Below are 25,739 nucleotides of genomic sequence, written 5' to 3' on the forward strand. Positions count from 1 at the left end.
GATTGGTGTCGGCAGCGAAAACCTGCTGTTACAGCCAAAATGTTTCGCCAAGCGCTAATGCTTTCAGGTTTTCAGGAGGTAATGCAAGCCGGTTCCACTCGCCGTGCAGTCTGCTTAATGCTTCCGGGCCTGTATCATCAGCAAGCCGGAATGCCCCGTAATGCATCGGAATGAAGCTGTCAGCCTTCAGCTCCAAAAACGCTTTCACGGCGTCTTCCGGATTGATATGTGACACTTGCATAAACCATTCCGGTTCGTATGCTCCGATCGGCATCAGAGCCGCCTTAATACGAAACCTCTCTCCGATTTCTTTAAAGCCTTCAAAATAGCCTGTATCTCCTGCAAAATAGATGGACTCGCCGTTTTCGCTTTCTATGACCCAGCCTCCCCAATGAGAGGTATTGGTATCCCAAAGCGTTCTCCGTGTCCAGTGCTGGGCCGGAACAAATGATATATTCACCCCCCGCATCTCAAAACGATCCCACCAATTCATTTCATGGACCTTTTTGCGGCCTTTTTTGTTGAACAGCTTTTTCAGTCCCGCAGGCACGTAAAAATCCGGGTTTCCTCTCAGTTTTTTTATGCTCGGAAAATCAAGATGGTCATAATGCCCGTGTGAAATGAGCACGGCATCAATGTCGGGCAGTTCGCTCAATTCATATCCCGGCTCTGTCAGCCGTTTTTGAAAACCCATCCGCCGCGCCCATACAGGGTCGGTCATTATGTTAAGCCCCTGTATTTGGATCAGAAATGAAGAATGGCCGATCCATGTTATGGCGGTTTCCGTCCGATTGACGGCAACATCACGGACATCCCTAGTGACCGCTTTCGGAATGTTCTCGCTTAAGTCTTTACTTTTCTCTCTTCGTTCTTTCATCCATTTCAACATGTCCCTGAATCCATGTTCATTCTTCACGCCATTCAAGTTTTCATATCTTTTTTTCATTATCATTCTCCCTTGACACGTGTATTCCATTAGATTCATCGGACATTTATACAATGTCTGTAAATACCGCTCCGCTTGCTTCGGCTAAATCTTGAGGCGCTACTTTAAGCTGCATTCCGATTTTCCCCGCACTGACAATCATAAACCCCAGTGTTTCAGCGGATCTATCAATAAAAGTCGGAAACCTTTTTTTCATTCCGATCGGAGAGCAGCCGCCGCGTATATAGCCGGTCACTCCCAAAAGGTCCTTCATGGCAATCATTTCTATTTTCTTCTCACCTGCCGCCTTCGCAGCCTTTTTCAGATTCAGTTCTTTTGCAACGGGAACGACAAAGACGTAATAACGATCAGTTCCTGCAGATGCCACTAAGGTTTTATAAACATATTCGGCAGAGTATCCGATTTTTTGTGAAACGGAAAGACCGTCTGCGGGCTGTCCCCCTTCTGTTTTGTAACCTAATAGCTCATAGGGAATGTTTTGCTGCTCAATGATACGGACAGCATTTGTTTTCACTGTTTTTTTCGCCATGGTTATCCTCCGTTTTCTGTATTTCTTTCTGCTTTATTTTCAACTTCGATTTTAATAAAATGACCGCTCAGTTGCGTCCTTTGTAATACTCAAGTGCAAACTGTTTAAAACGCTCAGCAGCAGGAGAGAGAGCATGGTTTTTTAACTGGGCTAACGCTATGGTGCGTTCGCATTGGTAATCTGCAACCGGGAGAAAAACGACCGGAAAGTATGAATGCTCCGCGGTTTTCGGCAGAACTGCAGCCCCAAGACCCGCGGCGGTCAGCCCTAATATGGTTGACACTTCCTCTCCTTCAAATGCGAGATGCGGGTGTATATTCAAATCCCGGCACATCAGATCAAACATATACCTCAGCCCGTATCCCGGTTTAAATCCGACAAAATCCTCGTCCTGCATCTCTTTCATTTGAATGCTTTTATTTCCTGCAAGCGGGTGGTTCTCAGGAAGCACCGCATAAAGAGGCTCTTTCTCCAGCACTGTCCATTGTAAAAGCTCGCTTGGAAGCGGCGGGGAGCTGAGACAGATATCCGCATCTCCCGTTTCCACCATTTTGCGAAGCGTTTCATTTGCACCTTGATAAAGCCGGAAGGTCACGTTTGGGTATAGCTTTTTAAATTCGGCAATCAGCTGAGGCATCAAGCGCAGCCCGAGCGTATGAAGAAAAGATACAGATATTTCGCCGTGTTCCAGGCTCATATTTTTTTTCACTTGTTCAACGCCTTCATTTAAAGCTCGTCTCGCTTGTTTTGCTTTTATTAAGAACTGCTCTCCGTGCCTTGTCAGCCGGACGGCTTTTGTCTCTCTGTAAAATAACGGCGCGCCTAATTCTTCTTCGAGCCTGATAATCGATCGGCTTAATGCCGGCTGAGAAATCATCCTTTCTTTTGCCGCATTTGTGAAATGCTGATGAGTTGCCGCCGCAATGAAGTTGTCAATTTGATGAAGCTCCATTTTCTCCTTCTCCCCTTTCTTCATAACTTATACGCATTAATTCTATAGTTATTATAAATTAGACACATTGAAATGAAAAGCGTACGATACATATATAACCAACAGTGAGAAAAGAGGGACATTCATGACGTTTATTCAGCCTCATACAAAGGCTTACAGAAAGGCCAGCTTGGCTCTGTTTATCAGCGGCTTTGTGACATTCGCCACGCTTTACACGACACAGCCGCTTATGCCTTTGTTTTCGGAAGAGTTTCATATTTCCGCTGCGGCTGCCAGCTTAACTTTATCCATCTCAACAGCCGTTTTGGCATTTTCATTATTGGCCGCCGCTTCGTTGTCTGACGGATTCGGCAGAAAAAAATTAATGGTGCTGTCGTTAACAGCTACTTCTGTTTTAGGTCTATTAACAGCGTTCAGTCCGGCTTTTCCGGCGCTTTTGGCGATGAGGGGGCTGCTCGGTATTTTTCTGGCGGGCGTTCCTGCTGTCGCTATGACATATGTAGGCGAGGAGTTTGATCCGAAGGGCCTCGGGAAAATGATGGGCTTATATATCAGCGGCACAAGCATCGGGGGAATGAGCGGCAGGCTGTTAACGGGGCTTCTGACTGATGTATTCGGCTGGCGGCCGGCGCTTGCCATTATCGGCATTCTTTCTATTGTATTAAGCTATTTGTTTTGGCGTTTTCTTCCGGCTCCGCGCCATTCATCTCAGCGGCATGCGGGCGTAAAAGCGGCATGTAAGGAATACGGAGCGGTTCTACACCGCAAACGGCTGCTTTTGTTAATATCTCTGGGATTTATATTAATGGGGAGTTTTGTGACATTGTATAATTATATCGGCTTTCATTTAATGGCGGCTCCTTATCATTTGTCGCAGACTGTGATCGGTTTTATTTTTATTGTCTATCTCGCGGGAACGTTCAGCTCTGTCTATATGGGGAAAAAAGCGGACCTTTTCGGAAGTTCAAAAATGATTAAGATTGCGATTTTTGTTATGCTGGCCGGTGCAGCGGTGACACTTTTGCCCCAGCTTGCCCTTAAAATCGCGGGGATTGCCGTCTTTACCTTCGGCTTTTTCGGCGCACATTCGATCGCAAGCGCCTGGGTCGGCCGCGCAGCCGGTGATCAGCGCGCGCAAGCCTCTTCATTATATCTGCTTGCATACTATATCGGGTCAAGCGTGGCCGGGTCTTGCGGCGGTTTCTTTTGGACGCATTTTCATTGGATCGGTATCATTTCATTTATTTCGGTTTTGCTATTGCTGTCTTATCCGGTTTTATTTCTGGCGGAATTCAGAAAAAAGGGACATAGCCGCCTGCATGTAAATCAATAAAAACATTAAAGATTTGTGTCTTTTGTCCGATACTAAAGATAAGGCCGGCACGATACTCCCTATAACTATTCCTTTTGATTCAGTAGATTTCAAATATCGTGCCGGCTTTCTTCAATTAAAACACAATCTTCAATTGCCTTACGCTTCTGTTACACACCTGCCCAAACATCTTTCGCATATCTTCCTTCCGCCTGCAGCTGTTCAAGCCAATTCAAGGAAACTTTTGAATCAGTGTTATGCACCTTTTCATACGCCTGAAGCAGTACATTTTCGACAGCCGGAGCCATTTTGCTTCCGTCTCCGCATATATAGAGATGGCCGCCTTGGTCAAGAAGCGCAATAATCTGTGCAGCCTCGCGAAGCAGGACATCCTGTACGTAAACTTTACAGTCCTGATCTAATCTGGAATACGCCCGATGCACGGTGACAAGGCCGTTTTTCTCCGCATGGTCGAATTCATCTTTGTACAGATCGTCTTCTTCAGGATGTCTGCAGCCGAAGTATAAATGAGCTTCGCCCAGGCTGTTACCGGACATTTTTTCTGCTGCCCGCGCCTGGATAAATCCCCTGAACGGTGCAATTCCGGTGCCTGCTCCGATCATAATGAGAGGCGTTTTCGTATTTTCAGGCAATGCGAAACCCGACTGCGGCGAGCGGATGAAACAGACGGCAGAATCGCCATTTTGTAATCCGGCTAAATAGTTCGAAGCCACGCCCCTGTATTCTCCCCGGCCGCTCCACGCCGGAGCCGTCACAACGCCGACCGTGATACTGAGCTCCCTTTTGTTTGCCTTCGGTGAGCTTGAGATTGAATAATAGCGCGTCTTTAAGGACGGCAGAAGTTCTAAAAAGCGCTCAAACGGCAGTTCACAAGCCGGATAATCTTCCAGCAGGTCCAGCATGGTCATTCGTTTTTTCAGCACGTTTTCTTTATATGCCGCATCGTCAGAATAAAGATGCTCCAATTCTTTTTGGTGCGGCGGGCACACGGTATGGGCGGCAAGTTCGCGAAGCTGGGCTCTCGTTGCCGGTTCCTGCAGCTCTACATATGACGCCAAAAGCTCCGGCGCATTAACCGGCCGGTCCATCGGCAGATGAGGCAGCTGCCGGCCCTTGATCTTAAAGTGCTGGTTCGGATCAAGACCGAATCGGCGAATGACACGGCTGATCAGTTCCCCGCTGTTTTGCGGAAGCACCCCGAGATGGTCTCCTTCCCGATACGTTTCGGTTTTCGGGAGACGCAGCTCAATATGCCGGACTGAACGCTTGCTGCTTTCGGTATGAAGCTCTTTGTTTGTGATGACTTCCGCCTCAAATGCTTTGTACGTTTTGGCAATCGGCGTCTCGGCTGCTTCACTTACGTATTCGATTGATAACTGTGATTTGTTTGCCTGTTTTGGAGCGGCCTCTATATGAAAAGTCTTCATGATGTCCTTCCAGAATGAGTCTTCCCAGGCTTCCTGACTGTACTCAAAATCATCGGCATCGTCGCCCTCCCCGATAGAAGTCAGCCGTTTTGCCCCTTTTTCTTCAAGCACTTTGTCTATCAGGCGGGGGATCCTCTGGTAAGTGGCGGCCCAGTTGCGGTCTCCGCAGCCGAAGACAGCGTAAGAAACACCCTTTAATTCCTGATCTTCAAGGGTTTCCATCCATTTCACAAAGCCCGCTGCGTTATCAGGCGGCGCCCCGTTATAAGAAGCCGTCACAATAACGACTGCGCCTTTTACAGGCAGTTTCCCCGTATAATCATCGAGCGGGCCGGTTTCAGTTGAAAATCCTTTGCTTCTGCCGATGTCAGCCAGCTCTTCCGCGATTCCTTCCGCAGTTCCCAAATTTGAACCGTAAAGAATGAGAAGCGGCGTTCCGTGGGACGGGATTTCTGTCGTTTCTTCTTTGTGACCGCTGCCTTCAGCTTTATGGTTTTGTGCGGACTGCTGATTGGACACATCCTTGTTTTTCACACGGATTTTAAAATCACCGGGCTTAATGGTTAAAGCTTCTTTAATCGTAAGCTCATAATCAGTATGATCAATCAGTTCAAAGTGTTTAAGGACAAGGCCGAGCACCATTGTCGCTTCCTGCAGGGCAAACTGCATCCCGATGCATGCGCGCTGTCCGTTTCCGAACGGCTTATACGCATCAGCCGGAATTGCCGCGGGATCGCTGAACCTTTCCGGACGGAATAACTCGGCATCTTCTCCCCACGCGCTTTTATCCCGATGCAGCTGCGGAGTCAGAATCGTCACCGGCTGTCCCTTCGCAATCGGATATTTCCCGCCGAGAACCGTATCTTCTTTCGCGTACAGGGAAAATGCCGGGGCAGTCGGATACAGCCGCAAAGTCTCGTTCAGCACCATGCGGATATATGTCAGCTGCTGAATCTGCTTATATTCAGGTGTCTCTCCCGTCAGCACCCGCTCGGCTTCCTGAACGGCTTTTTTCAATTTATCTTTATTTTTCAGCAGGCAGTAAATCGCGAATGAAAGCAGTCCGCTTGTGGTTTCATGCCCCGCGATCAAAAAGGTAATGATTTGATAGCGGATATTCTCATCATCCAGCCTTTCACCCGTTACAGGATCTTTCGCTTCAAGCATCAATGCTAAAAGATCAGACAGATTCTCATCCGGATTTTCCCTCCGCTCAGCAATAATCCGGTCTACGAGTTCATTCATCACTTCAATATCCTGCTGGAACTGATGTCTCGTTTTGATCATCAGCTTGTCCTGCAGGCTGTGTCTCTGCGATTGGCGCATTGCCTCCTGCAGCGCGCGAAGCATACTTGTGATAAAAGGATGCTGTGTGTCGCGGTAAAAGCTGTTAAAGCGGTAATGAAATCCGCACAGGCCGATTGTATCCAGCGTCAGGCGCGTCATATCTTCGGCAACGTCAATTTCTTCATTCGGATTTAATCTGCTCCACTTCTGCACGAGCTGCATGGCAATATCAAGCATCATTGAATGATAGCCTTTCATCGCCTTCTGGCTGAAGCTCGGCAATAAAATCCGATGCGCTTTCTGCCAATTCTTTTCGTGAGTCCAGCTCGTAAATAGTCCGTCACCGCCAAACTCACGGACTTTCAGCAAGGCTTTGCTGAGGTTTTTATCAAATCGCTTTTCATCACAGACTTCTGCCGCGAGCTCGCGGCCTGAGACGAAGACCCCGATAGAGCTCGGAAATTCAAAACGAAAGATCGGGCCGTATTCTTCGGCAATTTTCCAGAGCGATTGTGACAGTTTTTCTTTTTCCAAGTGAGGGAGATTTTTCAGAGGTCCGTATGTTTTCGGCTGCGGTATAGCGCTTAGCTGTTTCATATCAATCTTCCTTCCTTCGGCGAATAGTTAATGAGTTCTGATGGCATCCCAAGAACATTGTTCCAATTCTTTCAGAAACGGTTTTGTTATTTCGACGCTTCCCGTCCGGATAAGCTGATAGAGTTTGAGATATGCCCCGAGCAGCAGCGCCATCAGCACATTGGACGGCAGATTGCGGAGCACACCTTCAGACTTGCCGCGCTGAAAAAAGACGTCAAGCATCTGTGTTATTTCATCAAGAAGCTTACGGCTCGTTTCATTCAGAAAGTAGGCGTCCTTATTCGTTTCAAGAAAAAACAATGCATACTCACTTTCCTTCGTAAAATCAATCAGACAATAAAACAGGTGATGAAACCCTTCTCTTACAGATATCTCCTGAAAGTCCGTTTTGACTTTTTTCATAAAACGCTGCGCACTTTCCTGATACAGTACGTTCACAAGTGTCTCTTTACTGTCAAAGTAACGGTAAATTGTGCCGGTTCCGACATCGGCCTGAGCGGCAATCATCGGAATCGTCGTGGCGTCAAATCCTCTATCTGTAAACAAAGTAAGCGACGCTTTCATAATGAGTTCAACCTTGTTTGAAGCTGTCATTTCATCCCCCTTTCTAAATACGGAATGAATATTCATTCCGTTTGTTCAAAATATTTAAAATGTACGGTCATCTGATTACCATTGTATAAGAAAAAAACTTTTTTTAATATAAAATATATGTGAAATAACCAAAAATAAGGAAATATGCCCAATTTCACAAAAAGAGCTGCAGTGACTTAAGCAGCTCTTTTTATTTCCCAAGAAATATTCTATTTAATGGCAGTAATAAAATGGAATGAATCTCTGCTGACAACTGAAATGTCTCTGAAATGCTGATTATAGAGCACCTCAATCACATCCTTTTCACTCATCCGCGAAGGTTTCAAAACCATATAGAAACATCCGTCAATTTGAAGAACGCGGTACACTTCTTTACATGCTGTCCGGTAATCGCTGACTGTTTCAGCAGTATGTAATGAGAAAACTTTATGAAAGCTGCGATCGCGGAACGGTAAGTTTTCAGGCCTCCCCTGCTGAATGTTTCCGAGCCCGGCTTTTATAACCGAACGGTTTGCGCGCTGTGTTTTCCGTATTTTACGTTTCGATGTTTCTATGCTTTTAAGACTGCCCTTTTCAAGCTGTCCGATGATTTGTTTAAACATTGAGCCGTTTCCGGTCCCGATTTCCAAAATGCGGTCGTATTCCTGTATGTCCATCAAGATTTGCTGAATGACTGACTCTGCCGGTTCTGATGCAGCAAAGTATTTCGCGCGCATTCGTTTTAATGCTGAAGATGTATGTTGCAACATTGTATAACACCCGCTTTTCCATTCCTGTGATTTATTATTCAGAAATAATATTACCTCGTATTAGTATGAGGTACTAACTAGACGCACTTCTCTTCATGAACGTTTCGATTTATTTGAAATTTATATTTGTTTTCATAAAAAAAAAGACGGAAAACGTAGGTTTTCCGCCTGCTCTAGTACCAATAATACGGTGCTGTATATCTTGTCTGCCGGGAAAGCGCCGCCATTCTCTGCCGGCGATACGGGTTGCCGTAGCCGTGTTTAAATGAATGGGGCATTGACGCATACCCGTGCCCGATGGATGGAATTCTGTTCTGACCGCCTTGCATGCTATCACCCGCTTACCAATTTTTCTTTCTTTACCATGGTATGCAGGCCGTCTGCGACGTGACAGCAACATCCTCGCTAAACCTGGTCCTTCTCCATTGTGTAATGATTCAGCAGTTCAATTCTGAACATGATGATCTCCTCCTTCTCCTCCGTTTTAGCCCTTCGTGTCCGTTCAGTTCATATAAAAATGTTTCAGCTGTCGTTCTTTCGCTTCATTATAAAACTCTTCGACCTGCTGTTCTCGTTCATACTCTTCCGCACTTTTAAAACGCTTTGAAATGGTCAGTGTTAAAAAGAAAAGATTAATGGTCATTATCGCTCACCCCCTTTCAATATCCGCACAAGCGAAAATAACCCGCAGCAAACTTCATATGCGCTGCGGGCAGACTAAATCCGCAGACAAAAGAAGACGGAGCTTCTTTCCCTGCGGGGAGCTGCGAATGTCCTGATACTCCGAAATTAACGTCCTTGACGGGCAGAGGTTAAGGAAGGACACGAACTCTTCCACAGGCTGAATCGGTTCAATTGTAAATTTTGATTGCCGTTTAACGTCGTCATGTGATTCAACCTCCCTTTGCTTTTTTCTTACTTTGTAAGTATATCCATCAGTTTCCATTTTGTAAACATTTTTTTCAAGATTTGGACGGAAAATGTGCTGGCATTCCGCTTCAATTGTCCGTGTTTTCCGGCATCTTTCTTACCTCAGGAAACTCTTTTCATCCCTTGCTTTTTCTGATCTTTTTTTGAATATGCAATAAAATAAATAAGGCCGACAAACACTGCCCCGCCGATTACATTCCCGATAAAGGCCGGAATGAGATTGCCAATCAGATCACCCCACGAAAAAGAGCCTGCAAATATCGCAGCCGGGATGATAAACATATTGGCTACAACGTGCTGAAAACCAATTGCGACAAACGCCATAATCGGAAACCATATACCCGCGATTTTTCCGGCTCCGTCTTCTGCGCCGAAAGAAAGCCAGACGGCCAAACAGACAAGCCAGTTACAGCCGATCGCCGAAACAATGACTTTTCCAAACGGCATATCCAATTTGCCTTGTGCGACCGCAATCGTTTTTTCCAAGTAAGGTCCTGTTTCGGTTAATCCGACAACATGTCCGAAAAAGTAAGCGACAAACAGTGCGCCGACAAGATTCATCAACGTCACGATCACCCAATTTTTCACTAATGCACCGGCGGATATTCTTCTGGAAAACAGCGCCATAGATACCGACATCATATTTCCCGTAATCAGCTCCGCGCCGGCAAGAACGACGAGCACCAATCCGATGGGAAACACGGACGCCCCGATTAAACTCGACAGGCTTCCCCATTCTTTCGGAAGGTCGCCGATGACACGGATATCAAGCAAATAACCGAGTGCGATAAACGCTCCTCCCAAAAATCCTAATACAATCAGTGCTGAAAGCGGTGAATGCACCTTTTTTACCCCTGATTCGACCGCAAGCTCCGCTATTTCGTCCGGTTTACGAAAAGCCATAATAACCCCTCCATTTATCATTTCAGCCCGCAGTTTCCAAAGACGCCTAACAAAAAAGGCAGCATTCAAACAGCCCGTCTAAAACGGGTTTGAATGCTGCCTAACTTGTATGCATACCCATACAACAATATCAAGCAGAATGAAAATATTAGCTATAGAAAATGTACAGATCATGCACACATTCCATAAAAAAATCGTCCTTAAGCCACTGCTGGCAGTTCATATCATATCAAATGTGACAATTTCGTGTCAATTGAATTTTTTTCAGCTTTTGATTTCTTCACTGCGCTCTTCAATGGTTCGGTCAAAGACAAATACAGACACCGCAATATTCTCTTCGATCTTGATGTCTGAAAACAGATGCACGAGCTTTGCTCCGATGAGCTCTTCCATTCCGTCAGGCGTTTGTTTTGAATACAGTTCCTGAATTAAGCTGGTCCGCGCCGCATGAACCATTTCTCTTCCTTCAGGCGTGCGTGCGATAAACTGCTCACTTGCGCTTAGATTGCCGTAAAGCGTTGATACCGCCATGTTATCCACAAAAACGGTGTGAATTCGTTCCGGCCCCTTTCCAAATAATTCTTTGCGCAATTTCCGGATAATATCGTTAAATTCATGAATTTTTTTAGACATATTGTCCCCTCCGATTTCAGCCTATGAAAGACATTCCCGGTTCCCCTTTTTGACATTTCACCTGGTTAAAGTTTTCCTTTCGTATTGTATTATAATAAATATCACCTTATAATAAAAGCAGTGAAGATGGATTTGTAATAGGAAACGTGTTACGAGTCTATCGTTTTATACAAATAGGATTGGTCTGTTAGTAAGACTTGCTAGTGAACTATTCCGCCATGCGTATTTATACCGTTCTCCGGACAGGAGGCCGGTATCTATGTGCATGGCTTTTTTTCGAGTTTAAAAGATGGAGGGGAATTGGAAGTGACAGACGTTCAGTCTATCCGTGTCAAAATTGACGGCACGGAGTATGAAGCACCAGAGGGGTCAAAGATTTTAGATATTTTAAACCAAAACGGCATTGAGATTCCGCAAATATGCCATGTACCGGAAGTAGATCCGATTCAAACATGTGACACCTGTATTGTTGAAGTAAATGGGAAATTGCAGCGCTCTTGTTCCACGGCTGCAGAAAACGGGATGTCCATCTCGCTTACGTCGGGAAGGGTAAAAGAGGCTCAGACAGAGGCCATGGACCGCCTGCTCGAGAATCACCTGCTTTACTGTACGGTATGCGATAACAACAACGGCAACTGCACACTGCATAATACAGCGGAAATGATGGGAATTGAGCATCAGAAATATCCGTATACGCCGAAAGATGATTCAAAGTGCGCGGTTGATATGTCTCACCCGTTTTACCGCTATGATCCGAACCAATGCATCGCCTGCGGCCAATGTGTGGAAGTGTGTCAAAACCTTCAGGTGAATGAGACCCTTTCAATTGATTGGGAGCGCGACCGCCCGCGGGTCATTTGGGATGAAGGCGTCGCCATTAATGAATCATCCTGCGTCAGCTGCGGCCAGTGTGTCACTGTCTGCCCTTGTAACGCACTGATGGAAAAATCAATGCTCGGCCAAGCCGGATTTATGACAGGAATAAAAGAAGATGTCATGGAACCGATGATTGATTTAGTGAAAAATGTTGAACCCGACTATACAAGCATCTTCGCCGTGTCAGAAGTGGAAGCGGCTATGCGCGATAAACGGACGAAAAAAACAAAAACGGTCTGCACGTTCTGCGGCGTCGGATGCTCTTTTGAAGTATGGACAAAAGGCCGTGACATCCTTAAAATTCAGCCTGTTTCCGATGCTCCGGTTAACGCGATTTCCACTTGTGTGAAAGGGAAATTCGGCTGGGACTTCGTGAATTCGGAAGAACGGATTACAAAACCGCTTATCCGGAAAAACGGCGCATTTGTTGAATCGTCATTGGAAGAAGCTCTTGATCTTGTCGCTTCAAGACTCGGTTCGATCAAGGCCGAACACGGAAATGGTTCTGTCGGTTTTATTTCTTCTTCTAAAATTACGAATGAAGACAACTACGTTATTCAAAAATTAGCGCGTCAAGTATTTGAAACCAACAACGTGGATAACTGTTCACGCTACTGCCAGTCACCGGCAACGGACGGCTTATTCCGCACAGTCGGTATGGGCGGTGACGCCGGCACAATTAAAGATATCGCAAAAGCGGGCCTCGTGCTCATCGTCGGCGCCAATCCGGCAGAAGGACATCCGGTTCTGGCCACACGCGTGAAACGCGCCCATAAGCTGCACGGACAAAAATTAATTGTTGCCGATCTGCGCAGAAATGAAATGGCTGAACGGTCCGACCTCTTTATCAGCCCGAAACAAGGGACTGACCAAGTCTGGCTCATGGCAGTGACAAAATATATGATTGACCAAGGCTGGCACGATCAAGCGTTTATTGATGAGAATGTCAACTACTTTGAAGATTATAAAGAAACGCTGAAAAAGTATACATTAGAATATGCGGAGCGCATCACCGGACTTTCTCAGGATACGATCATCCGCATTGCCGAAATGATTCGTGATGCAGACGGCACCTGTGTTCTTTGGGGCATGGGCGTTACCCAGAATACAGGCGGCTCTGATACATCAGCGGCGATTTCCAATCTGCTGCTTGCCACAGGAAACTACCGCCGCCCGGGCGCCGGAGCCTATCCGCTGCGGGGACATAACAACGTTCAAGGCGCTTGCGATATGGGAACTCTTCCAGGCTGGCTTCCGGGGTATCAGCATATTACCGATGATGCGGCACGCGCTAAATTCGAAAAAGCTTACGGTGTTGAAATTGACGGCAAGCCGGGTCTTGATAATATTGAAATGCTCCATGCGATTGAAGAAGGAAACATGAAAGCCATGTATCTCGTCGGTGAAGATATGGCGCTCGTCGATTCAAACGCCAACCATGTTCATGACATTTTATCCAGCCTTGATTTCTTTGTTGTGCAGGATATTTTCCTTTCAAGAACGGCGCAATACGCGGATGTCATCCTGCCTGCAGTTCCATCTCTTGAAAAAGACGGAACATTTACAAACACAGAGCGTCGTGTGCAAAGATTGTATCAGGCGCTTCCGACACTAGGCGATGCCAAACCCGACTGGTGGATTATTCAGGAAGTCGCCAATCGTTTAGGCGCTGATTGGAATTACACGCATCCAAGCGACATTTTCTCAGAAATGGCAAGCCTTTCTCCGCTGTTCGGAAAAGCAAGCTACGACGTTCTTAGCGGCTGGAACAGCTTCCTGTGGGGAAGCTTTACGGGAGAAAGCACTCCGCTTCTTTATGAAGACGGCTTTAACTTCCCGGACAAAAAAGCCCGTTTTGCGCTGAGCGATTGGGTGGAGCCTGCCGTATTCCCTGAAGAATATGACCTGCATATTAACAACGGACGGATGCTTGAACATTTCCACGAAGGAAACATGACAAACAAATCGAAGGGCATTCAGTCTAAAGTGCCGGATGTATTTGTTGAAGTATCGCCGGAGCTCGCGGCTGAACGCGGAATTTGCGACGGAACAATGATCCGGCTCGTCTCTCCTTTTGGGGCGGTTAAATTGAATGCGCTTGTGACAGACCGTGTCCGCGCAAATGAGCTTTATCTGCCGATGAACTCTACAGATAAAGATTCTGCGATTAATTTCCTGACCGGGCCTGCGTATGATTCACGGACACATACACCTGCCTATAAACAGACAAAAGTCCGCATGGAAGTGCTCGGTTCCTGTGATACACCGCCGCTTCCGAAAACGAATCCGCGGAACAAAAAACGTCATCCGCAAAACGGTGTGGAAGCTCAGCGAAAATGGAACCGTCCGGGCTATGTGCACCTAACTGATTAAGGAAAGGAGGAAACATTATGGCAAGCCCAATTACTGAAATTCAAAAAGAAACGAAAACAGAGGAACAGCTGAAAGCTGAAAAACTGGAAGAACTGAAGACGCTTCTCGCAGAAAATGAAGAAGCCGTCGCGAAAACGATGTCTATTATGGCAGAGCTGAATGGCTTGGGCATTTTTGATGCCGCCGGCTATATGCTCCAGGCAAAAGAGGAGATTGCCAAAATCGCACTCGGACAGATTTCCCGGGAACCTGTCACCAATCTTCTGAATACGATGATGGCCGCGGGAGGCGCGCTGTCAAAAGCTGATCCCGAATTTATGGGCAGACTTTTAGAAAGCGCCATGGCCGGTACGGAACAGGCGCAAAGATTTTTAAAAGAGGACAGGAAAGTCAGTATGTTTGAACTGATGAAAGCCGTCGGTGATCCTGATATTAACCGCGCGCTCGGCTTCGGGCTGCAGTTTTTAAAAGGAATGGGAAAAGAATTACGCGAAACCCCGTCTGAATAAGAAACGAAAAAGCCATTGTCAAAAGACAATGGCTTTTTTTTTATTCATCGGCCTCTTCCAGCCTCTTTTTATAAATAAGTGAACGGTCAACGCAGAAATAAGCGCCCGCTAAAAATACACAATCCGTTACAAACATCAGCATTTTCTGGCCCGCAGTCAGCCCTTGTCCGGGAAGAACCGCGCCGATATAAATGAAGGTGCTGACTGCAAGCAGAATAAATGCGTAATGCTTAAAATCTTCTATTAATGATTTCAGTCTTTTCTTCTCCATATAAGGTCACCTGCCAGTTTTATAGTCTACCAACATTATAATACAAGCTGACAGCCGACAGAGAATGTAAATCTATCCATTCTTTATAAAAGTGAATCAAGCGCCTGTTTCACATCCGCCGTTAAATCCTCAGTATCCTCAATACCGACTGAGATCCGCACGAGCCCGTCGGTAATGCCAAGCGCAAGCCGGCGGTCGCGCGGGATCGAAGCGTGCGTCATTCTGGACGGCACGGAGATTAAGCTTTCAACCGCTCCTAAACTTTCCGCGATCGTAAACAGGTTCAATTTTTCTAAAAACGCGTCGACGCGTTCGCTGCTGCCGACATCAAAGGAAATCATTCCGCCGAAACCGGAGCTTTGCGCTTTTGTCAGCTCATGGCCCGGATGTTTCGCAGATCCCGGATAGTAGAGCGTCTGAACGGCATCATGCGCTTCAAGCAGCTCGGCGATTTTCCCGGCGCTGTGATTGATGGCATCCATTCTGAGTCCCAGTGTTTTAATGCCTCTCATTAAGAGCCATGAATCCTGCGGTCCTAAAACGCCGCCTGTTGAGTTTTGCACGTAATGAAGCTTTTCACCGAGCTCTTTATCAGCCGTGACGACTAAGCCGCCGACGACATCACTGTGGCCGCCGAGATATTTTGTCGCGCTGTGCAGCACGATGTCCGCGCCGAAGCTGAGCGGCTGCTGAAAATACGGCGTGTAAAACGTATTATCGACGATAAGCAATACGCCCGCTTCTTTTGCGATGTCAGACATCAGTTTGAGGTCAGTCACTTTCAATAGCGGGTTTGTCGGTGTTTCGATATAAATGGCTTTCGTATTCGGACGGATGGCTTTTTGGACTTTTTCTTCACTGCTCGTATCGACAAAGTCCGCTTCAATGCCGAAGCGGTTCAGCACGCCTGTCATCACGCGGTAAGTGCCGCCGTATACATCATCCGTCAAAATAACATGATCGCCGCTGTCAAACAGCATCATGACGGCAGTAATCGCAGCCATGCCTGAGCCGAACGCATATCCCGCCGCGCCGCCTTCAAGCTCCGCAATTAAGCTTTCAAGCGCCGTCCGCGTCGGATTGGCCGTTCTTGAATATTCATAACCCGTGTGCTCGCCCGCTTTCGGCTGCCGGTACGTGCTTACTTGATAAATCGGTACGGAAACCGCTCCTGTTTTTTCATCTCCCGTAATTCCTCCGTGCACCATCAGCGTTTTTTTCTTCATCTTACTGACCTCCTTGAAAAATGTTTTTGCTTATATATCGATCGCTGCCGTCAGGGAAAATGGTGACGATATTTGATCCGGCGGGCGCTTTTTTCGCTTCTTCAAGCGCTGCATAAAGAGCCGCCCCTGAAGAGCTTCCTATTAAGAGGCCTTCTTTCTCGGCCGCTTCTCTGACAAGCGAAAACGCCGTATCGTCTTCCACCGTGTAAATGGCGTCAAAATGGTTCTCGTCCATATAATCCGGGATAAACTCCATGCCGATGCCTTCCGTTTTATGGGCATGCGGCTCTCCTCCGTTCAGGATCGAGCCTTCCGGTTCAACGATCACCGTTTTGACGGCAGGATTTTTCTCCTTTAAATAAGCTGCCGTACCGGCAAAGGTGCCGCCGGAACCCGCTCCTGCGACAAAAGCGTGGATATCCCCGCCGAGTGCGTTCCATATTTCGGGTCCGATCGTTTTGTAGTAAGTCAATGGATTTACTCGGTTTTTAAATTGCAGAACGGCATAAGAATTATTAATCTCTCTCTCCAGTTCAAGCGCTTTTCGGATGGCTCCCTGCATGCCTTCTTCTCTCGGCGTATGCACGATGTCCGCTCCGAGAGCTTTCATAATTTGCTGCTTTTCTCTGCTGAAATGCTCCGGGACGCAAAAAACGGCGCGAAGCTGATGCTTTCTGGCGCACAGAGCGAGTCCGATCCCGGTGTTTCCGGCAGTCGCCTCAATGATAACGCCGCCCGGTTTCACCTTTCCCGTGCGAAGCGCATCTTCAATGAGCATCCCGCCCAGCCTGTCTTTAATGCTTCCGCCCGGATTCATCATCTCAAGCTTAGCATAAACCGCTGTTCCCTCCGGTATATCAAAATGATTGAGACGGAGCAGCGGTGTATTTCCGATCAGTTCTGTAATATCTGTTATCACGTTCAATATGTGTCCTCCTCCTGGAAAAGCGGAGGAGAACGAGAATCCCCCGCTTAGTGAATTCGTTTGATGACATTCAGGACAAGCTCAGTTGAATGAACGGCAGCCTGTTCTAAAAATTTATCAAATGAAACGTCAGATTCTTTTCCGGCAATATCAGATAAAGCTCTGATGACAACAAAAGGCGTTTTGAACTGGTGGCACACCTGTGCGACAGCCGCAGCTTCCATTTCAACCGCGTACAAATCCGCAAATTTGGCGCGTACGTCTTCAACCCGCTTCGGATCATTCATAAAAGAATCTCCCGTAGCGATTGTGCCTTTGGCGACTTGAATGCCGTTCAGTTCAGAAACCGCTTCCTCAGTAATGCTGATCAGCTTTTCATCAGCTTTGTATGCTGCCGGAAGACCCGGCACCTGTCCGTATTCATAGTCAAACGCCGTCACATCCACGTCATGATGGCGGACATCTGTTGAGATGACGACGTCGCCTACATTCAATGTATGATGAAAACCGCCCGCTGAGCCTGTGTTAATCACATAATCAGGTTTGAAACGGTCAAGCAGAAGCGTCGTGCTGATCGCGGCGTTGACTTTCCCGATACCCGATTTCAGCAAGATGACTTCGACGCCTTCATAGCTGCCAGTTGTAAACTCACAGTGAGCGATCATCTCTTGTTTTGCGTCTTTCAGTTTGCTTCTTAAAATCGTAACTTCCTCTTCCATTGCTCCGATGACTGCCAGTTTCATTTATACACAATCCCTTCGATTTACCGTTTAATCGCCTCCATTATCCAGACAAAGTCATTTTGCTGCGTAAACCGCGCGGCAAATCCCTCTTCTGAAAAGATGTTTTTCATTGTCGCGAGTGTCGGATAATGTTCCGTCTTTAAATCGTCCGCTAATTGATGATAGCCCTTTCGGCTTGCTTTTTGAATGGCTTCATCATAAGCTTCATGATCTTTAAAGACAGTATCGGCAAACACTATTTTATCATGCTTCTGAAGGATTGCGCCATACTGCTTTACAGCCGTTCGCTTTTCTTCATCGGTTAAATGATGAAAGGCGTACGAGCTGACGATGGTATCTATTTGAAAAGGCGGAGCGGGAAACTCCAGAAAATCTCCGTCACTGAACACGGCTTTGTCAGAAAGCTTGTCAGCCGCCAGTTTTCTCATTGACGGAGACGGTTCTACACCAAACACCTTTTTGTTCGCGGCGGCTAATTTCGCCGTTAAATTCCCCGTTCCCGGTCCGAACTCTAAAACGTTTGAACCTGAAAGTGCGACAATGCTGTCAAGAATGTTGTCATATCCTTTAAAAACAGCAGCATATTGTTTGTCAGCCCCGTGCACTGTGGCGTCATAAGTCGCTGCCCAATCTTCAAATAAAGGAATAAATTCACGGCCCATATTTTTCACTCTCCATAATTTATAATTCCTATGAGTATAGTATGGATTAATCGTGGAACAGTTCCTATCCTATCACAAAAAAGAATGGAAGGGTACTAAAATACTTTGGGATTATTGCGCAATTACGGCAGAAAGGCTTATACTTTCATTGACTCAGAAGAAAAATCAGGAGGATCTGTACTGATGAATTTTCAATTGGATTTAATCAAAGATAAAGTAGAATTTTTCGAAGCGGCATCTTTGCAGGAGCTTGAAAAGAAAATAAACGTTCAGATTGAAAACAACCAGGCGATTATGCTTCGCGTCCGTTCCGTATCCCATCAGGTGACGGCCGTTGACGGCAGAATCCTTTACAGTGCGTCGGTGCATTTTTCAGCTGACGTATGACAGAAAAAAGCAGCTGATTACTCAGCTGCTTTTTTGCGGTTATTTTAAGGTTTCTACTTTTGTCGGCTTCCAGCCTTTTTTGTCTTTCCAAGTGATGGTGACCTGATACTTTTTGCCGTTCGTTTTGTCTAAAACTTTACCCTTCGCATCTTGCGGGCTTCCATTGTTTCCGAGCCACAGCACTGTCATGTGATCTTTTGACACGCCTGTTGCGTAAGAGATGGCGTCAAGCATTTCGGACCAGTCTTCAGAGCTTGAGTCATACGTCGCCGCATGTTCTCCCGTCTGCTTTGTGCCGACCGCTTTCCATTTTGGGTTAACAATTGTTTTCTCGACTTCGCTTGATGAGCCGCCCTCTGTTATTTTTGCTCCTTTAAAAGGATCGCTTGAATCAGAGTCATTTTTGCTGCTGTCATCACTTTTCGATGAATCATCGTCTTTTTTGCTGTCAGAGTCTGAAGATGAATCAGATGTGTCCTTATCCTGTTTATCTTTTTTGTCATCGTCTGATGCCTTATCTTTTTTGCTGTCTTTTATGTCTTCATCGGATGTCTGCTTCGTCTTGCCTGATGCAGGTGTTTCCTGCTTCTGGCTCGTGTCCGCTTTTTCGCTCACGTCGCTCGACGGACTGTTGATGAAGAGGCTGACTGCAACGACGACAATGAGAATAGATACGATAGCAATTAAAATGTTAAGCACCATATTTGCTTTTCTGCGCTTATCACGGTTTTCAAAACGAGATTGTTTATTGCTCAATCATTCTGCACTCCTTTATCCCTCTTGCTCAGCATATATTTTAACATGGGCTGAGCGGTTGTTCTATGTCTGATTTGTTTCATTTTCATGTACCTTTTTAACAATATCATAAAACACTGTATTTGTCAGAGCCTTATCCCCCGGCGTGTCCATGTGCAGCACCACGAGAGCGTATTTCGGCTTATCCGCGGGAAAGTATCCCGCAAACCATTTGTGGTAAAGCGTCTGTTTTTCTTTTGTAAACATTCCCGTCTGGGCCGTTCCCGATTTGCCTGCTATCTCATACGGCAGATCCTGAAACCTTCGGCCGGTTCCTTTCGGTGAGGTGACGACTTCTCTGAGAATTTTTTGAAGCTGCTGCGCCGTATATTTGTCGATGTTTTCCCCTTTTAACGGCTGATCTTTGAATGACGCCATCGTCGTTTTGTTTTTGTATTCAATTTTGTCCGCGATTTTGACTTGTTTCTTTTCACCGCCGCGCGCGATCGCCGCCATCATATTGGCGACTTCAAGAGGCGTGACTTTCACGTTTTTTTGCCCGATCGCCGTCTGTGCGACGGCTTTTTTTACGGTTTTGTCTTTGTCATCTCCCCAAATGACCCCGCTTTTTTCATTATACAGCTGCCTGAATCCGTCTTCCCGGTACAGCTTGCCTTCCCAGCCCGCCCGCTGGGTGAGACCTAGTTTTTCCGCCATGTTTTCAATAACGGAATCATCTTTTTTGATCAATTTTTCCGCAAGACTTGTAAACGTATAATTGCAGCTTTGGGCAAAGCTTTCTCCAAAACTGAGCGTGCCTTTGTCATCCCCCGGCTCTCCGTACAGGTTGAGATTGCAGTTAAAGGATGTGCCCGGCTTCACTTCGTTTTGTTCTATTGCGGCTGCGGCGATCACCGTTTTAAACACTGATCCCGGATAAATCGGCGTCAGCATGTAATTTTGCAGTGTCTGCTGCTTTGACATGTCGGCGTCAGGCTTTGATACCATTCCGAGCACACTGCTTTTTTCAATGTCTAAAAGGACGGCTCCCCCCTTTTTTAACCCGCGGTCTTTCAATACATCTTCCATTGCTTCTTGAATATTGCGGTCGATGGAGGTTTTGACTTGCAGCGGATAAAACGCGTTTGCTTCAGCCGTATATTTGACGTCCATTCCGAATAAAGGGTTTCCCCTTCCGTCGACATGATACAAAAGTTTTGTATCCTGATCCGCCAGTAAAAACTCATCAAACGTCCGCTCCATCCCGCTTGTCCCGATTTTTGCCGTGATCGGCAGTTCCTTCCTCCCGGGGTATTTCTTTTTCAAAAGCTCAGGGTCCTGGTTTGTCGCGCCCAACAGATGAGCGGCTATGTTTGTTTCTTTGCTGTCTTTCATATATACGCCGTAAATGCCGGGATATTTCAAAGAATTGATATTTGCCACGGATTGTTTCGTCAAATGTTTTATTTTTCTGCTGTTCAGGATCACCGGTTTTTTTGCTTCCGTGAGCAGCTGCCTGAGCTCCCCCTGTTTCATTCCGAGAATGTCTGATACCCGTTCAACCGGCCAATCCTGCGTCACGAGAAAGGGAAACAGTATGACGGCAGGCTGCTTTTTTCCGGTCAGCTCTTTGCCGTTCCGATCAAGAAAAGAGCCGCGGCCGTCTGAAATAAGGACTTCTTCCGTCCGCTGCTTGACGCTTTCCTGAATCAGATTAATATTGGATTTTGAAAAAGATTCTGTAAAAAAAAGCTGAATTTCAGCCAGCCTTGCAAGCAGAAAGAAAAACACGAGCAGAAAACAAATCACGGCCGTTTTCAGCCTTTTTGATACGATCATAAAAAACACCTCATCCACATTTTGGACGAGGTGTTTCTTTGTTAAACGGATCTTATGAAATTTTCACAATTTTCACGAGCATTTCTCCGCCCGGCGTCTGAACTGTCACTTCTTCGTCCACTTTTCTGCCGAGCAGGCTTTTTGCGATTGGCGAGTCGTTTGAGATTTTTCCTTCAAACGGATCAGCTTCAGCGCTTCCGACAATCGTGTAAGATTCTTCTTCACCGTCCGGCAATTCGATGAATGATACGGTTTTTCCCAAACCGACTACATTTGAACCGCCGTCATCCTCGATGATTTTCGCATTGCGGATCATGTTTTCAAGCGTCGTGATGCGCCCTTCCACAAATGCCTGTTCTTCTTTTGCGGAATCATACTCAGAGTTCTCTGACAGATCTCCGAAGCCTCTTGCGATTTTAATGCGTTCTACTACTTCTTTACGTTTAACCGTTTTCAATTGCTCTAATTCTTGTTCAAGTTTTTGTTTTCCTTCGTGAGTCATCGGAAAAACTTTTTCTTGTGCCATGTTCCTTCACTCCTTGGTGGTTGTCCCTCAACAATAACGTGTGATTATGTATGAGAGCATAAACGAAAAAATCAAGAATGAGAACACAGGGCAGTCCTCGTTCTTCTCTCCCATATAGGTACTGTTTATCTTAAACTGAATGTGTGTTTTCTGCAAATGTTTCGGTTTATAAACAGGGAAAGAAGGGAACTGTCTCATTCCCTTCCAGCCTATACATAATATGGTCTGAGTTATTTATGTCTATGCTATGGTATTACAAAATTGCATTTTGTTCAAGGATCGTTTGAATCTTCGTGACCATCAGATCAATTGCGACGTGGTTTTGTCCGCCTTCCGGAATAATGATGTCCGCGTAGCGTTTCGTCGGTTCAACAAACTGATTGTGCATCGGTCTGACGACGGACACATACTGCTCAATGACAGAATCGATTGAACGGCCTCTTTCGTTAATATCTCTCATAATCCGTCTGATGATACGGAGATCCGCGTCCGTGTCGACATAAAGTTTCATATCCATGAGGTCGCGAAGTCTTTTATCTTCGAGAACGAGAATGCCTTCCAGAATAATGACATCCTTCGGCTCAACCGGAATGGTTTCCTCAGAACGCGTATGCAGTTTATAATCATAAATCGGCTTTTCTATCGGCCGGTAATTCAAAAGCTCTTGAATATGCTCGATTAAATAGTCATTATCAAATGCGAGCGGGTGATCATAGTTTGTGTTCAGCCTTTCTTCAAACGGAAGATGGCTTTGGTCTTTATAATAAAGGTCTTGCTGGATCATTAAAATCGAGTGTCCTTTAAACTGTTCATATATGGAACGGGTGACGCTTGTTTTTCCTGATCCGGAACCTCCTGCGATGCCTATAACTACAGGACTCTTACCCATTGGTGATTACTTCCCCTTTCTCATCATGTTGCTCGGATAAATCTTTTTGTCTACTTTAAATGTAACGATTTGCAGGGGATGGCGGGCAGCATCAAGCTCGTTTCCGTCTTCGTCCCAAATAGTGCCGATTGTGAATGTGAAATTGTCGATTTCAGGACCGAAAAATTCCACTTCGTCACCTTGTTTAAAGAAATTGCGCTGCTGGAGCGTCACCATTTGAGTTTCCTCGTTATACGCGAGCACGAGACCGGCAAAATCAAATGTTGTTTTCTTTCCGTGTTCGCCGAACATCTGCTCTTCATACCCGGGCGTGCCTTCAAAGAAAGCAGGCGCGGTATCCCGGTTTGCACATTTGTCCAGCTCATCCAGCCATTCTTTTTGAATGACAAAGTTTTCAGGATCAGCGCAGTATGCGTCGATGACTTTACGATACACGCTGACAACCGTCGCAACGTAATGAATCGATTTCATCCGGCCTTCAATTTTCAGGCTGTCGATACCCATCTCGATCATTTGCGGAATGGATTCAATCAATTTTAAATCTTTCGGGCTCATCGCAAACGGAGCGTCTTCTTCGTCATAAAGCGCGACCGCGTTTGCACCGTCTGTCTGATACAGGTCATAATCCCAGCGGCAGGACTGACAGCAGCCGCCGCGGTTGGAATCCCGGGCTGTCATGTGATTGCTCAGCACGCATCGTCCTGAATAAGCGATACACATGGCGCCGTGGATAAAGGTTTCGATTTCAATATCCACCTTTTCCTTCATTTCTTTAATTTCCAGTCCGCTCGTTTCACGGGCAAGCACCACGCGGTCAAGCCCTTCTTCTTTCCAGAACTGCACCGCTTTCCAGTTTGAAAGGGACTGCTGTGTGCTGAGGTGAATTTCTACGTCCGGGGCCACTCTCCGGCATGTTTCAATAATCAGCGGATCAGCGACGATAATTCCGGCAACTTTTGCGTCTCCCAACGCTTTTAAGTATTCTTCCAGACCGTCCATATTTTCATTATGGGCGAAAATGTTTGTTGTCACATATATTTTTGCCCCGTATTTTTTGGCAAATTCTACGCCCTCTGCGATTTCTTCTATTGAGAAGTTATCCGCATTTGAGCGGAGTCCGTATTCCTGTCCTCCGATAAAAACCGCGTCCGCTCCGTAATGAACGGCAATTTTTAATTTTTCAAGGTTTCCTGCCGGAGCAAGGAGTTCAGGTTTTTTCGTAATGACGCGTTTTCCGTTTACGACTTTGGAAATGGTTTGATTTACGGCTGTCATCCGTTGCACCCTCCTTTTTAATAGACCGTTTCTTTAAAGAAGAATCCTGTGTCGATGCTTCTGTTCACAGGCTGAATGCTTTCAATCCGCTCTATCCAGCTCTCTTTTTTCTCTTCGTATGTCTCTCGGCTTTCGAAGCACAGATCGATTGCTTCTCTGTACATGCGGGTCACTTCAGTTAAGTATTCAGGAGACTTCAAAACTCCGTCGATTTTGAAAGAATCGATGCCGGCGTCCATCAGGTCCTCTAATTCATCAATCATGCACACATCGTTCGGGCTCATGATATGCGTGCCGTTTTCATCTTCAAAAATCGGGTATTTATTGCCCCGTTCCTTGTCATGCAGAAACATTCCCGCTTCTTTTTTCTTCTGTTCGATGTCCATGACTTTTCCCTGGTATTCGAAGTAATGGCCCACTAGTGAACGCTTCGATTGGAACATGCACGTCATGCCGTGGATTTGAATTTCAATTTCCACTTCGGCGTTTTCTTTTATGTCAATGATGCTGTCCATATTTAATTCTTTAGCCAGCACTGCCCGCCGTGCGCCTTTGCGTCCCCAGTAATTGCAGGAATAGTAGTTGGTTCCCGTTGTTTCCGTGCTCCAGTGCAGTTTAAGCTCGGGAGCCGCTTCACGCGCCGCCATTAAAACGGCCGGATCACCGAAAACAGCCGCATCAACGCCGGCCTCCTGCAAAAAGGCAAGATAGCCGTTCAGCTCGTCCACTTTTTCGTTGTGAAAAATAGCATTGACGGCGGCATACACTTTCGCGCCTTCCTGATGAGCTGTCTTTACGGCTTCTTTTATATCTTCTCTTGAAAATTCACCGGCCAGTCTCAGGCCGTATCTCTGTTCTCCGACTAACAGGGCCGTTGCGCCCGCTTGAATGAGCGGAAGAATATCCTGTACAGAAGTCGGAGTCACCAAAAGTTCAGGTTTTCTCATGATCATTCACCTCTTCTTTTTACTGATGGCGATGCCGTCTCCGACCGGCAGTATGACCGTTTGATAGTCAGGCCGGTTCATCAGCCATTGGTTATATTGATCAATTTTTTCAACAAGCTTCCGTCTTCTTTTCGGCTCAATGTCCGAGTGATTTTGTGCCACCAGTCCTTTAAACAGAACATTGTCCGTAAAAATGACTCCATCCGGCGCAAGCATCGGTTCATAGAGCTCAAAAAAGTTCGTGTACTGGCCTTTGGCCGCGTCGATAAAAATGGCATCATAAGGAGCCGTGACACGGACAGACTCAGAAAGTTCCAGCGCATCCCCGTGCATTACGTGAATCCGTTTTTCCATTTCAAAGTCTTTTATATTGTTCACAGCTTCTTCATAGCGTTTGTCGTCCCGTTCAATCGTGTAAATATTCGCATCCGGAAGCTCAAGCGCCATCCGTATGGCGGAATATCCGATTGCCGCGCCGATTTCCAAAATGTTTTTCGCCTGTTGAATCGACAGCATTTGAAGCAGCACTTCAATGCCCGCTTCTTCCATAATCGGAACATGGTGCTCTTTTGCATAGGCTTCAAGCTTTTTCACTTTATCAGGCCGAGGCTTCAGCATCGCGTTTATATACTCGTTTATTTGTTCATACCGATCATTCACGGCAAACAGCCTCCGT

The 25,739-nt window shown here is 46.3% G+C and carries 26 protein-coding genes; 4 read left to right on the forward strand and 22 right to left on the reverse strand.

Annotation, left to right across the window (positions count from 1 at the left end; translation table 11 throughout):
* Positions 1 to 28: 28 nt before the first annotated feature.
* The 3 genes from U2H13_RS12820 to U2H13_RS12830 form a co-directional block, all read right to left on the reverse strand.
* Positions 29 to 946, reverse strand: coding sequence for an MBL fold metallo-hydrolase (locus U2H13_RS12820; protein ID WP_121984367.1), 918 nt, complete (start codon positions 944 to 946; stop codon positions 29 to 31).
* Positions 947 to 992: 46 nt separating this feature from the next.
* Positions 993 to 1,475: a Cys-tRNA(Pro) deacylase gene (gene ybaK, locus U2H13_RS12825; protein WP_013352996.1), complete on the reverse strand. Its 483-nt coding sequence runs from the start codon at positions 1,473 to 1,475 to the stop codon at positions 993 to 995.
* A 67-nt stretch (positions 1,476 to 1,542) separates the two neighbouring features.
* Positions 1,543 to 2,427: a LysR family transcriptional regulator gene (locus U2H13_RS12830; RefSeq protein WP_014305476.1), complete on the reverse strand. Its 885-nt coding sequence runs from the start codon at positions 2,425 to 2,427 to the stop codon at positions 1,543 to 1,545.
* 124 nt (positions 2,428 to 2,551) lie between these two features.
* Between U2H13_RS12830 and U2H13_RS12835 the strand changes: the two genes are divergently transcribed.
* Complete coding sequence (locus U2H13_RS12835; RefSeq protein WP_070082149.1) at positions 2,552 to 3,760, forward strand: MFS transporter; 1,209 nt, start codon at positions 2,552 to 2,554, stop codon at positions 3,758 to 3,760.
* A 149-nt stretch (positions 3,761 to 3,909) separates the two neighbouring features.
* Here the strand turns inward: U2H13_RS12835 and U2H13_RS12840 are convergent, their stop codons facing one another.
* The 7 genes from U2H13_RS12840 to U2H13_RS12870 all read right to left on the reverse strand — a co-directional run bounded on the left by U2H13_RS12840 (position 3,910) and on the right by U2H13_RS12870 (position 10,880).
* Positions 3,910 to 7,071: a bifunctional cytochrome P450/NADPH--P450 reductase gene (locus tag U2H13_RS12840; protein ID WP_376700489.1), complete on the reverse strand. Its 3,162-nt coding sequence runs from the start codon at positions 7,069 to 7,071 to the stop codon at positions 3,910 to 3,912.
* A gap of 27 nt (positions 7,072 to 7,098) precedes the next feature.
* On the reverse strand, positions 7,099 to 7,665 hold the full coding sequence (locus tag U2H13_RS12845) for a TetR/AcrR family transcriptional regulator (protein WP_060562659.1): 567 nt from the start codon (positions 7,663 to 7,665) through the stop codon (positions 7,099 to 7,101).
* A gap of 209 nt (positions 7,666 to 7,874) precedes the next feature.
* Entirely contained in the window at positions 7,875 to 8,414 is a 540-nt protein-coding gene (locus tag U2H13_RS12850; protein ID WP_376700490.1) for a class I SAM-dependent methyltransferase, read from the reverse strand.
* Between the two features lie 173 nt (positions 8,415 to 8,587).
* Positions 8,588 to 8,743, reverse strand: coding sequence for a hypothetical protein (locus U2H13_RS12855; RefSeq protein ID WP_162988639.1), 156 nt, complete (start codon positions 8,741 to 8,743; stop codon positions 8,588 to 8,590).
* Positions 8,744 to 8,916: 173 nt separating this feature from the next.
* Positions 8,917 to 9,057, reverse strand: coding sequence for a YrzI family small protein (locus U2H13_RS12860; protein ID WP_003152787.1), 141 nt, complete (start codon positions 9,055 to 9,057; stop codon positions 8,917 to 8,919).
* Positions 9,058 to 9,446: 389 nt separating this feature from the next.
* Positions 9,447 to 10,247, reverse strand: a complete 801-nt coding sequence (locus U2H13_RS12865) for a formate/nitrite transporter family protein (RefSeq protein WP_007408225.1) — start codon at positions 10,245 to 10,247, stop codon at positions 9,447 to 9,449.
* A 264-nt stretch (positions 10,248 to 10,511) separates the two neighbouring features.
* Positions 10,512 to 10,880, reverse strand: coding sequence for a DUF2294 domain-containing protein (locus U2H13_RS12870; RefSeq protein ID WP_121984363.1), 369 nt, complete (start codon positions 10,878 to 10,880; stop codon positions 10,512 to 10,514).
* A gap of 306 nt (positions 10,881 to 11,186) precedes the next feature.
* Between U2H13_RS12870 and fdhF the strand changes: the two genes are divergently transcribed.
* The gene (fdhF, locus tag U2H13_RS12875) at positions 11,187 to 14,129 is read left to right on the forward strand and encodes a formate dehydrogenase subunit alpha (RefSeq protein ID WP_376700491.1); all 2,943 of its coding nucleotides are present in this window, start codon (positions 11,187 to 11,189) and stop codon (positions 14,127 to 14,129) included.
* A 17-nt stretch (positions 14,130 to 14,146) separates the two neighbouring features.
* A complete protein-coding gene (locus U2H13_RS12880) occupies positions 14,147 to 14,638 on the forward strand; it encodes a DUF1641 domain-containing protein (protein WP_121984362.1) in 492 nt (163 codons plus the stop codon).
* 40 nt (positions 14,639 to 14,678) lie between these two features.
* On the opposite strand, the gene U2H13_RS12885 is transcribed toward U2H13_RS12880, so the two are convergent.
* The 5 genes from U2H13_RS12885 to U2H13_RS12905 all read right to left on the reverse strand — a co-directional run bounded on the left by U2H13_RS12885 (position 14,679) and on the right by U2H13_RS12905 (position 18,465).
* Positions 14,679 to 14,909 (reverse strand): YrhC family protein, encoded by a 231-nt coding sequence (locus tag U2H13_RS12885; RefSeq protein WP_012118061.1) that lies wholly within the window; start codon positions 14,907 to 14,909, stop codon positions 14,679 to 14,681.
* Positions 14,910 to 14,992: 83 nt separating this feature from the next.
* Entirely contained in the window at positions 14,993 to 16,135 is a 1,143-nt protein-coding gene (locus U2H13_RS12890) for a bifunctional cystathionine gamma-lyase/homocysteine desulfhydrase (protein ID WP_022552901.1), read from the reverse strand.
* Position 16,136: 1 nt separating this feature from the next.
* A complete protein-coding gene (locus tag U2H13_RS12895) occupies positions 16,137 to 17,060 on the reverse strand; it encodes an O-acetylserine dependent cystathionine beta-synthase (RefSeq protein ID WP_061862423.1) in 924 nt (307 codons plus the stop codon).
* Between the two features lie 47 nt (positions 17,061 to 17,107).
* The gene (mtnN, locus tag U2H13_RS12900; protein ID WP_003152774.1) at positions 17,108 to 17,803 is read right to left on the reverse strand and encodes a 5'-methylthioadenosine/S-adenosylhomocysteine nucleosidase; all 696 of its coding nucleotides are present in this window, start codon (positions 17,801 to 17,803) and stop codon (positions 17,108 to 17,110) included.
* A gap of 20 nt (positions 17,804 to 17,823) precedes the next feature.
* Positions 17,824 to 18,465 (reverse strand): class I SAM-dependent methyltransferase, encoded by a 642-nt coding sequence (locus U2H13_RS12905; protein WP_021494370.1) that lies wholly within the window; start codon positions 18,463 to 18,465, stop codon positions 17,824 to 17,826.
* Between the two features lie 183 nt (positions 18,466 to 18,648).
* On the opposite strand from U2H13_RS12905, the gene U2H13_RS12910 reads away from it, so the two are divergent.
* Positions 18,649 to 18,852, forward strand: coding sequence for a YrzA family protein (locus U2H13_RS12910; RefSeq protein ID WP_003152771.1), 204 nt, complete (start codon positions 18,649 to 18,651; stop codon positions 18,850 to 18,852).
* 39 nt (positions 18,853 to 18,891) lie between these two features.
* On the opposite strand, the gene U2H13_RS12915 is transcribed toward U2H13_RS12910, so the two are convergent.
* The 7 genes from U2H13_RS12915 to U2H13_RS12945 all read right to left on the reverse strand — a co-directional run bounded on the left by U2H13_RS12915 (position 18,892) and on the right by U2H13_RS12945 (position 25,723).
* Positions 18,892 to 19,608 (reverse strand): YrrS family protein, encoded by a 717-nt coding sequence (locus tag U2H13_RS12915; RefSeq protein WP_121984359.1) that lies wholly within the window; start codon positions 19,606 to 19,608, stop codon positions 18,892 to 18,894.
* A gap of 63 nt (positions 19,609 to 19,671) precedes the next feature.
* Positions 19,672 to 21,426, reverse strand: coding sequence for a penicillin-binding protein 2 (locus tag U2H13_RS12920; protein ID WP_121984358.1), 1,755 nt, complete (start codon positions 21,424 to 21,426; stop codon positions 19,672 to 19,674).
* Between the two features lie 52 nt (positions 21,427 to 21,478).
* Positions 21,479 to 21,952: a transcription elongation factor GreA gene (greA, locus tag U2H13_RS12925; RefSeq protein WP_121984357.1), complete on the reverse strand. Its 474-nt coding sequence runs from the start codon at positions 21,950 to 21,952 to the stop codon at positions 21,479 to 21,481.
* Positions 21,953 to 22,205: 253 nt separating this feature from the next.
* The gene (gene udk, locus U2H13_RS12930; protein WP_003152763.1) at positions 22,206 to 22,841 is read right to left on the reverse strand and encodes a uridine kinase; all 636 of its coding nucleotides are present in this window, start codon (positions 22,839 to 22,841) and stop codon (positions 22,206 to 22,208) included.
* A 6-nt stretch (positions 22,842 to 22,847) separates the two neighbouring features.
* Positions 22,848 to 24,116, reverse strand: coding sequence for a U32 family peptidase (locus U2H13_RS12935; RefSeq protein ID WP_003152759.1), 1,269 nt, complete (start codon positions 24,114 to 24,116; stop codon positions 22,848 to 22,850).
* Positions 24,117 to 24,133: 17 nt separating this feature from the next.
* The gene (locus tag U2H13_RS12940; protein ID WP_233662338.1) at positions 24,134 to 25,063 is read right to left on the reverse strand and encodes a peptidase U32 family protein; all 930 of its coding nucleotides are present in this window, start codon (positions 25,061 to 25,063) and stop codon (positions 24,134 to 24,136) included.
* 6 nt (positions 25,064 to 25,069) lie between these two features.
* Positions 25,070 to 25,723 carry an O-methyltransferase gene (locus U2H13_RS12945; RefSeq protein WP_003152755.1) on the reverse strand — a complete coding sequence of 218 codons (654 nt, stop codon included), beginning with the start codon at positions 25,721 to 25,723 and terminating at the stop codon, positions 25,070 to 25,072.
* Between the last annotated feature and the right edge of the window lie 16 nt (positions 25,724 to 25,739).

The sequence above is a fragment of the Bacillus sp. A1 genome (assembly GCF_042296235.1).
GTDB classification, from domain to species: Bacteria; Bacillota; Bacilli; order Bacillales; family Bacillaceae; genus Bacillus; species Bacillus velezensis.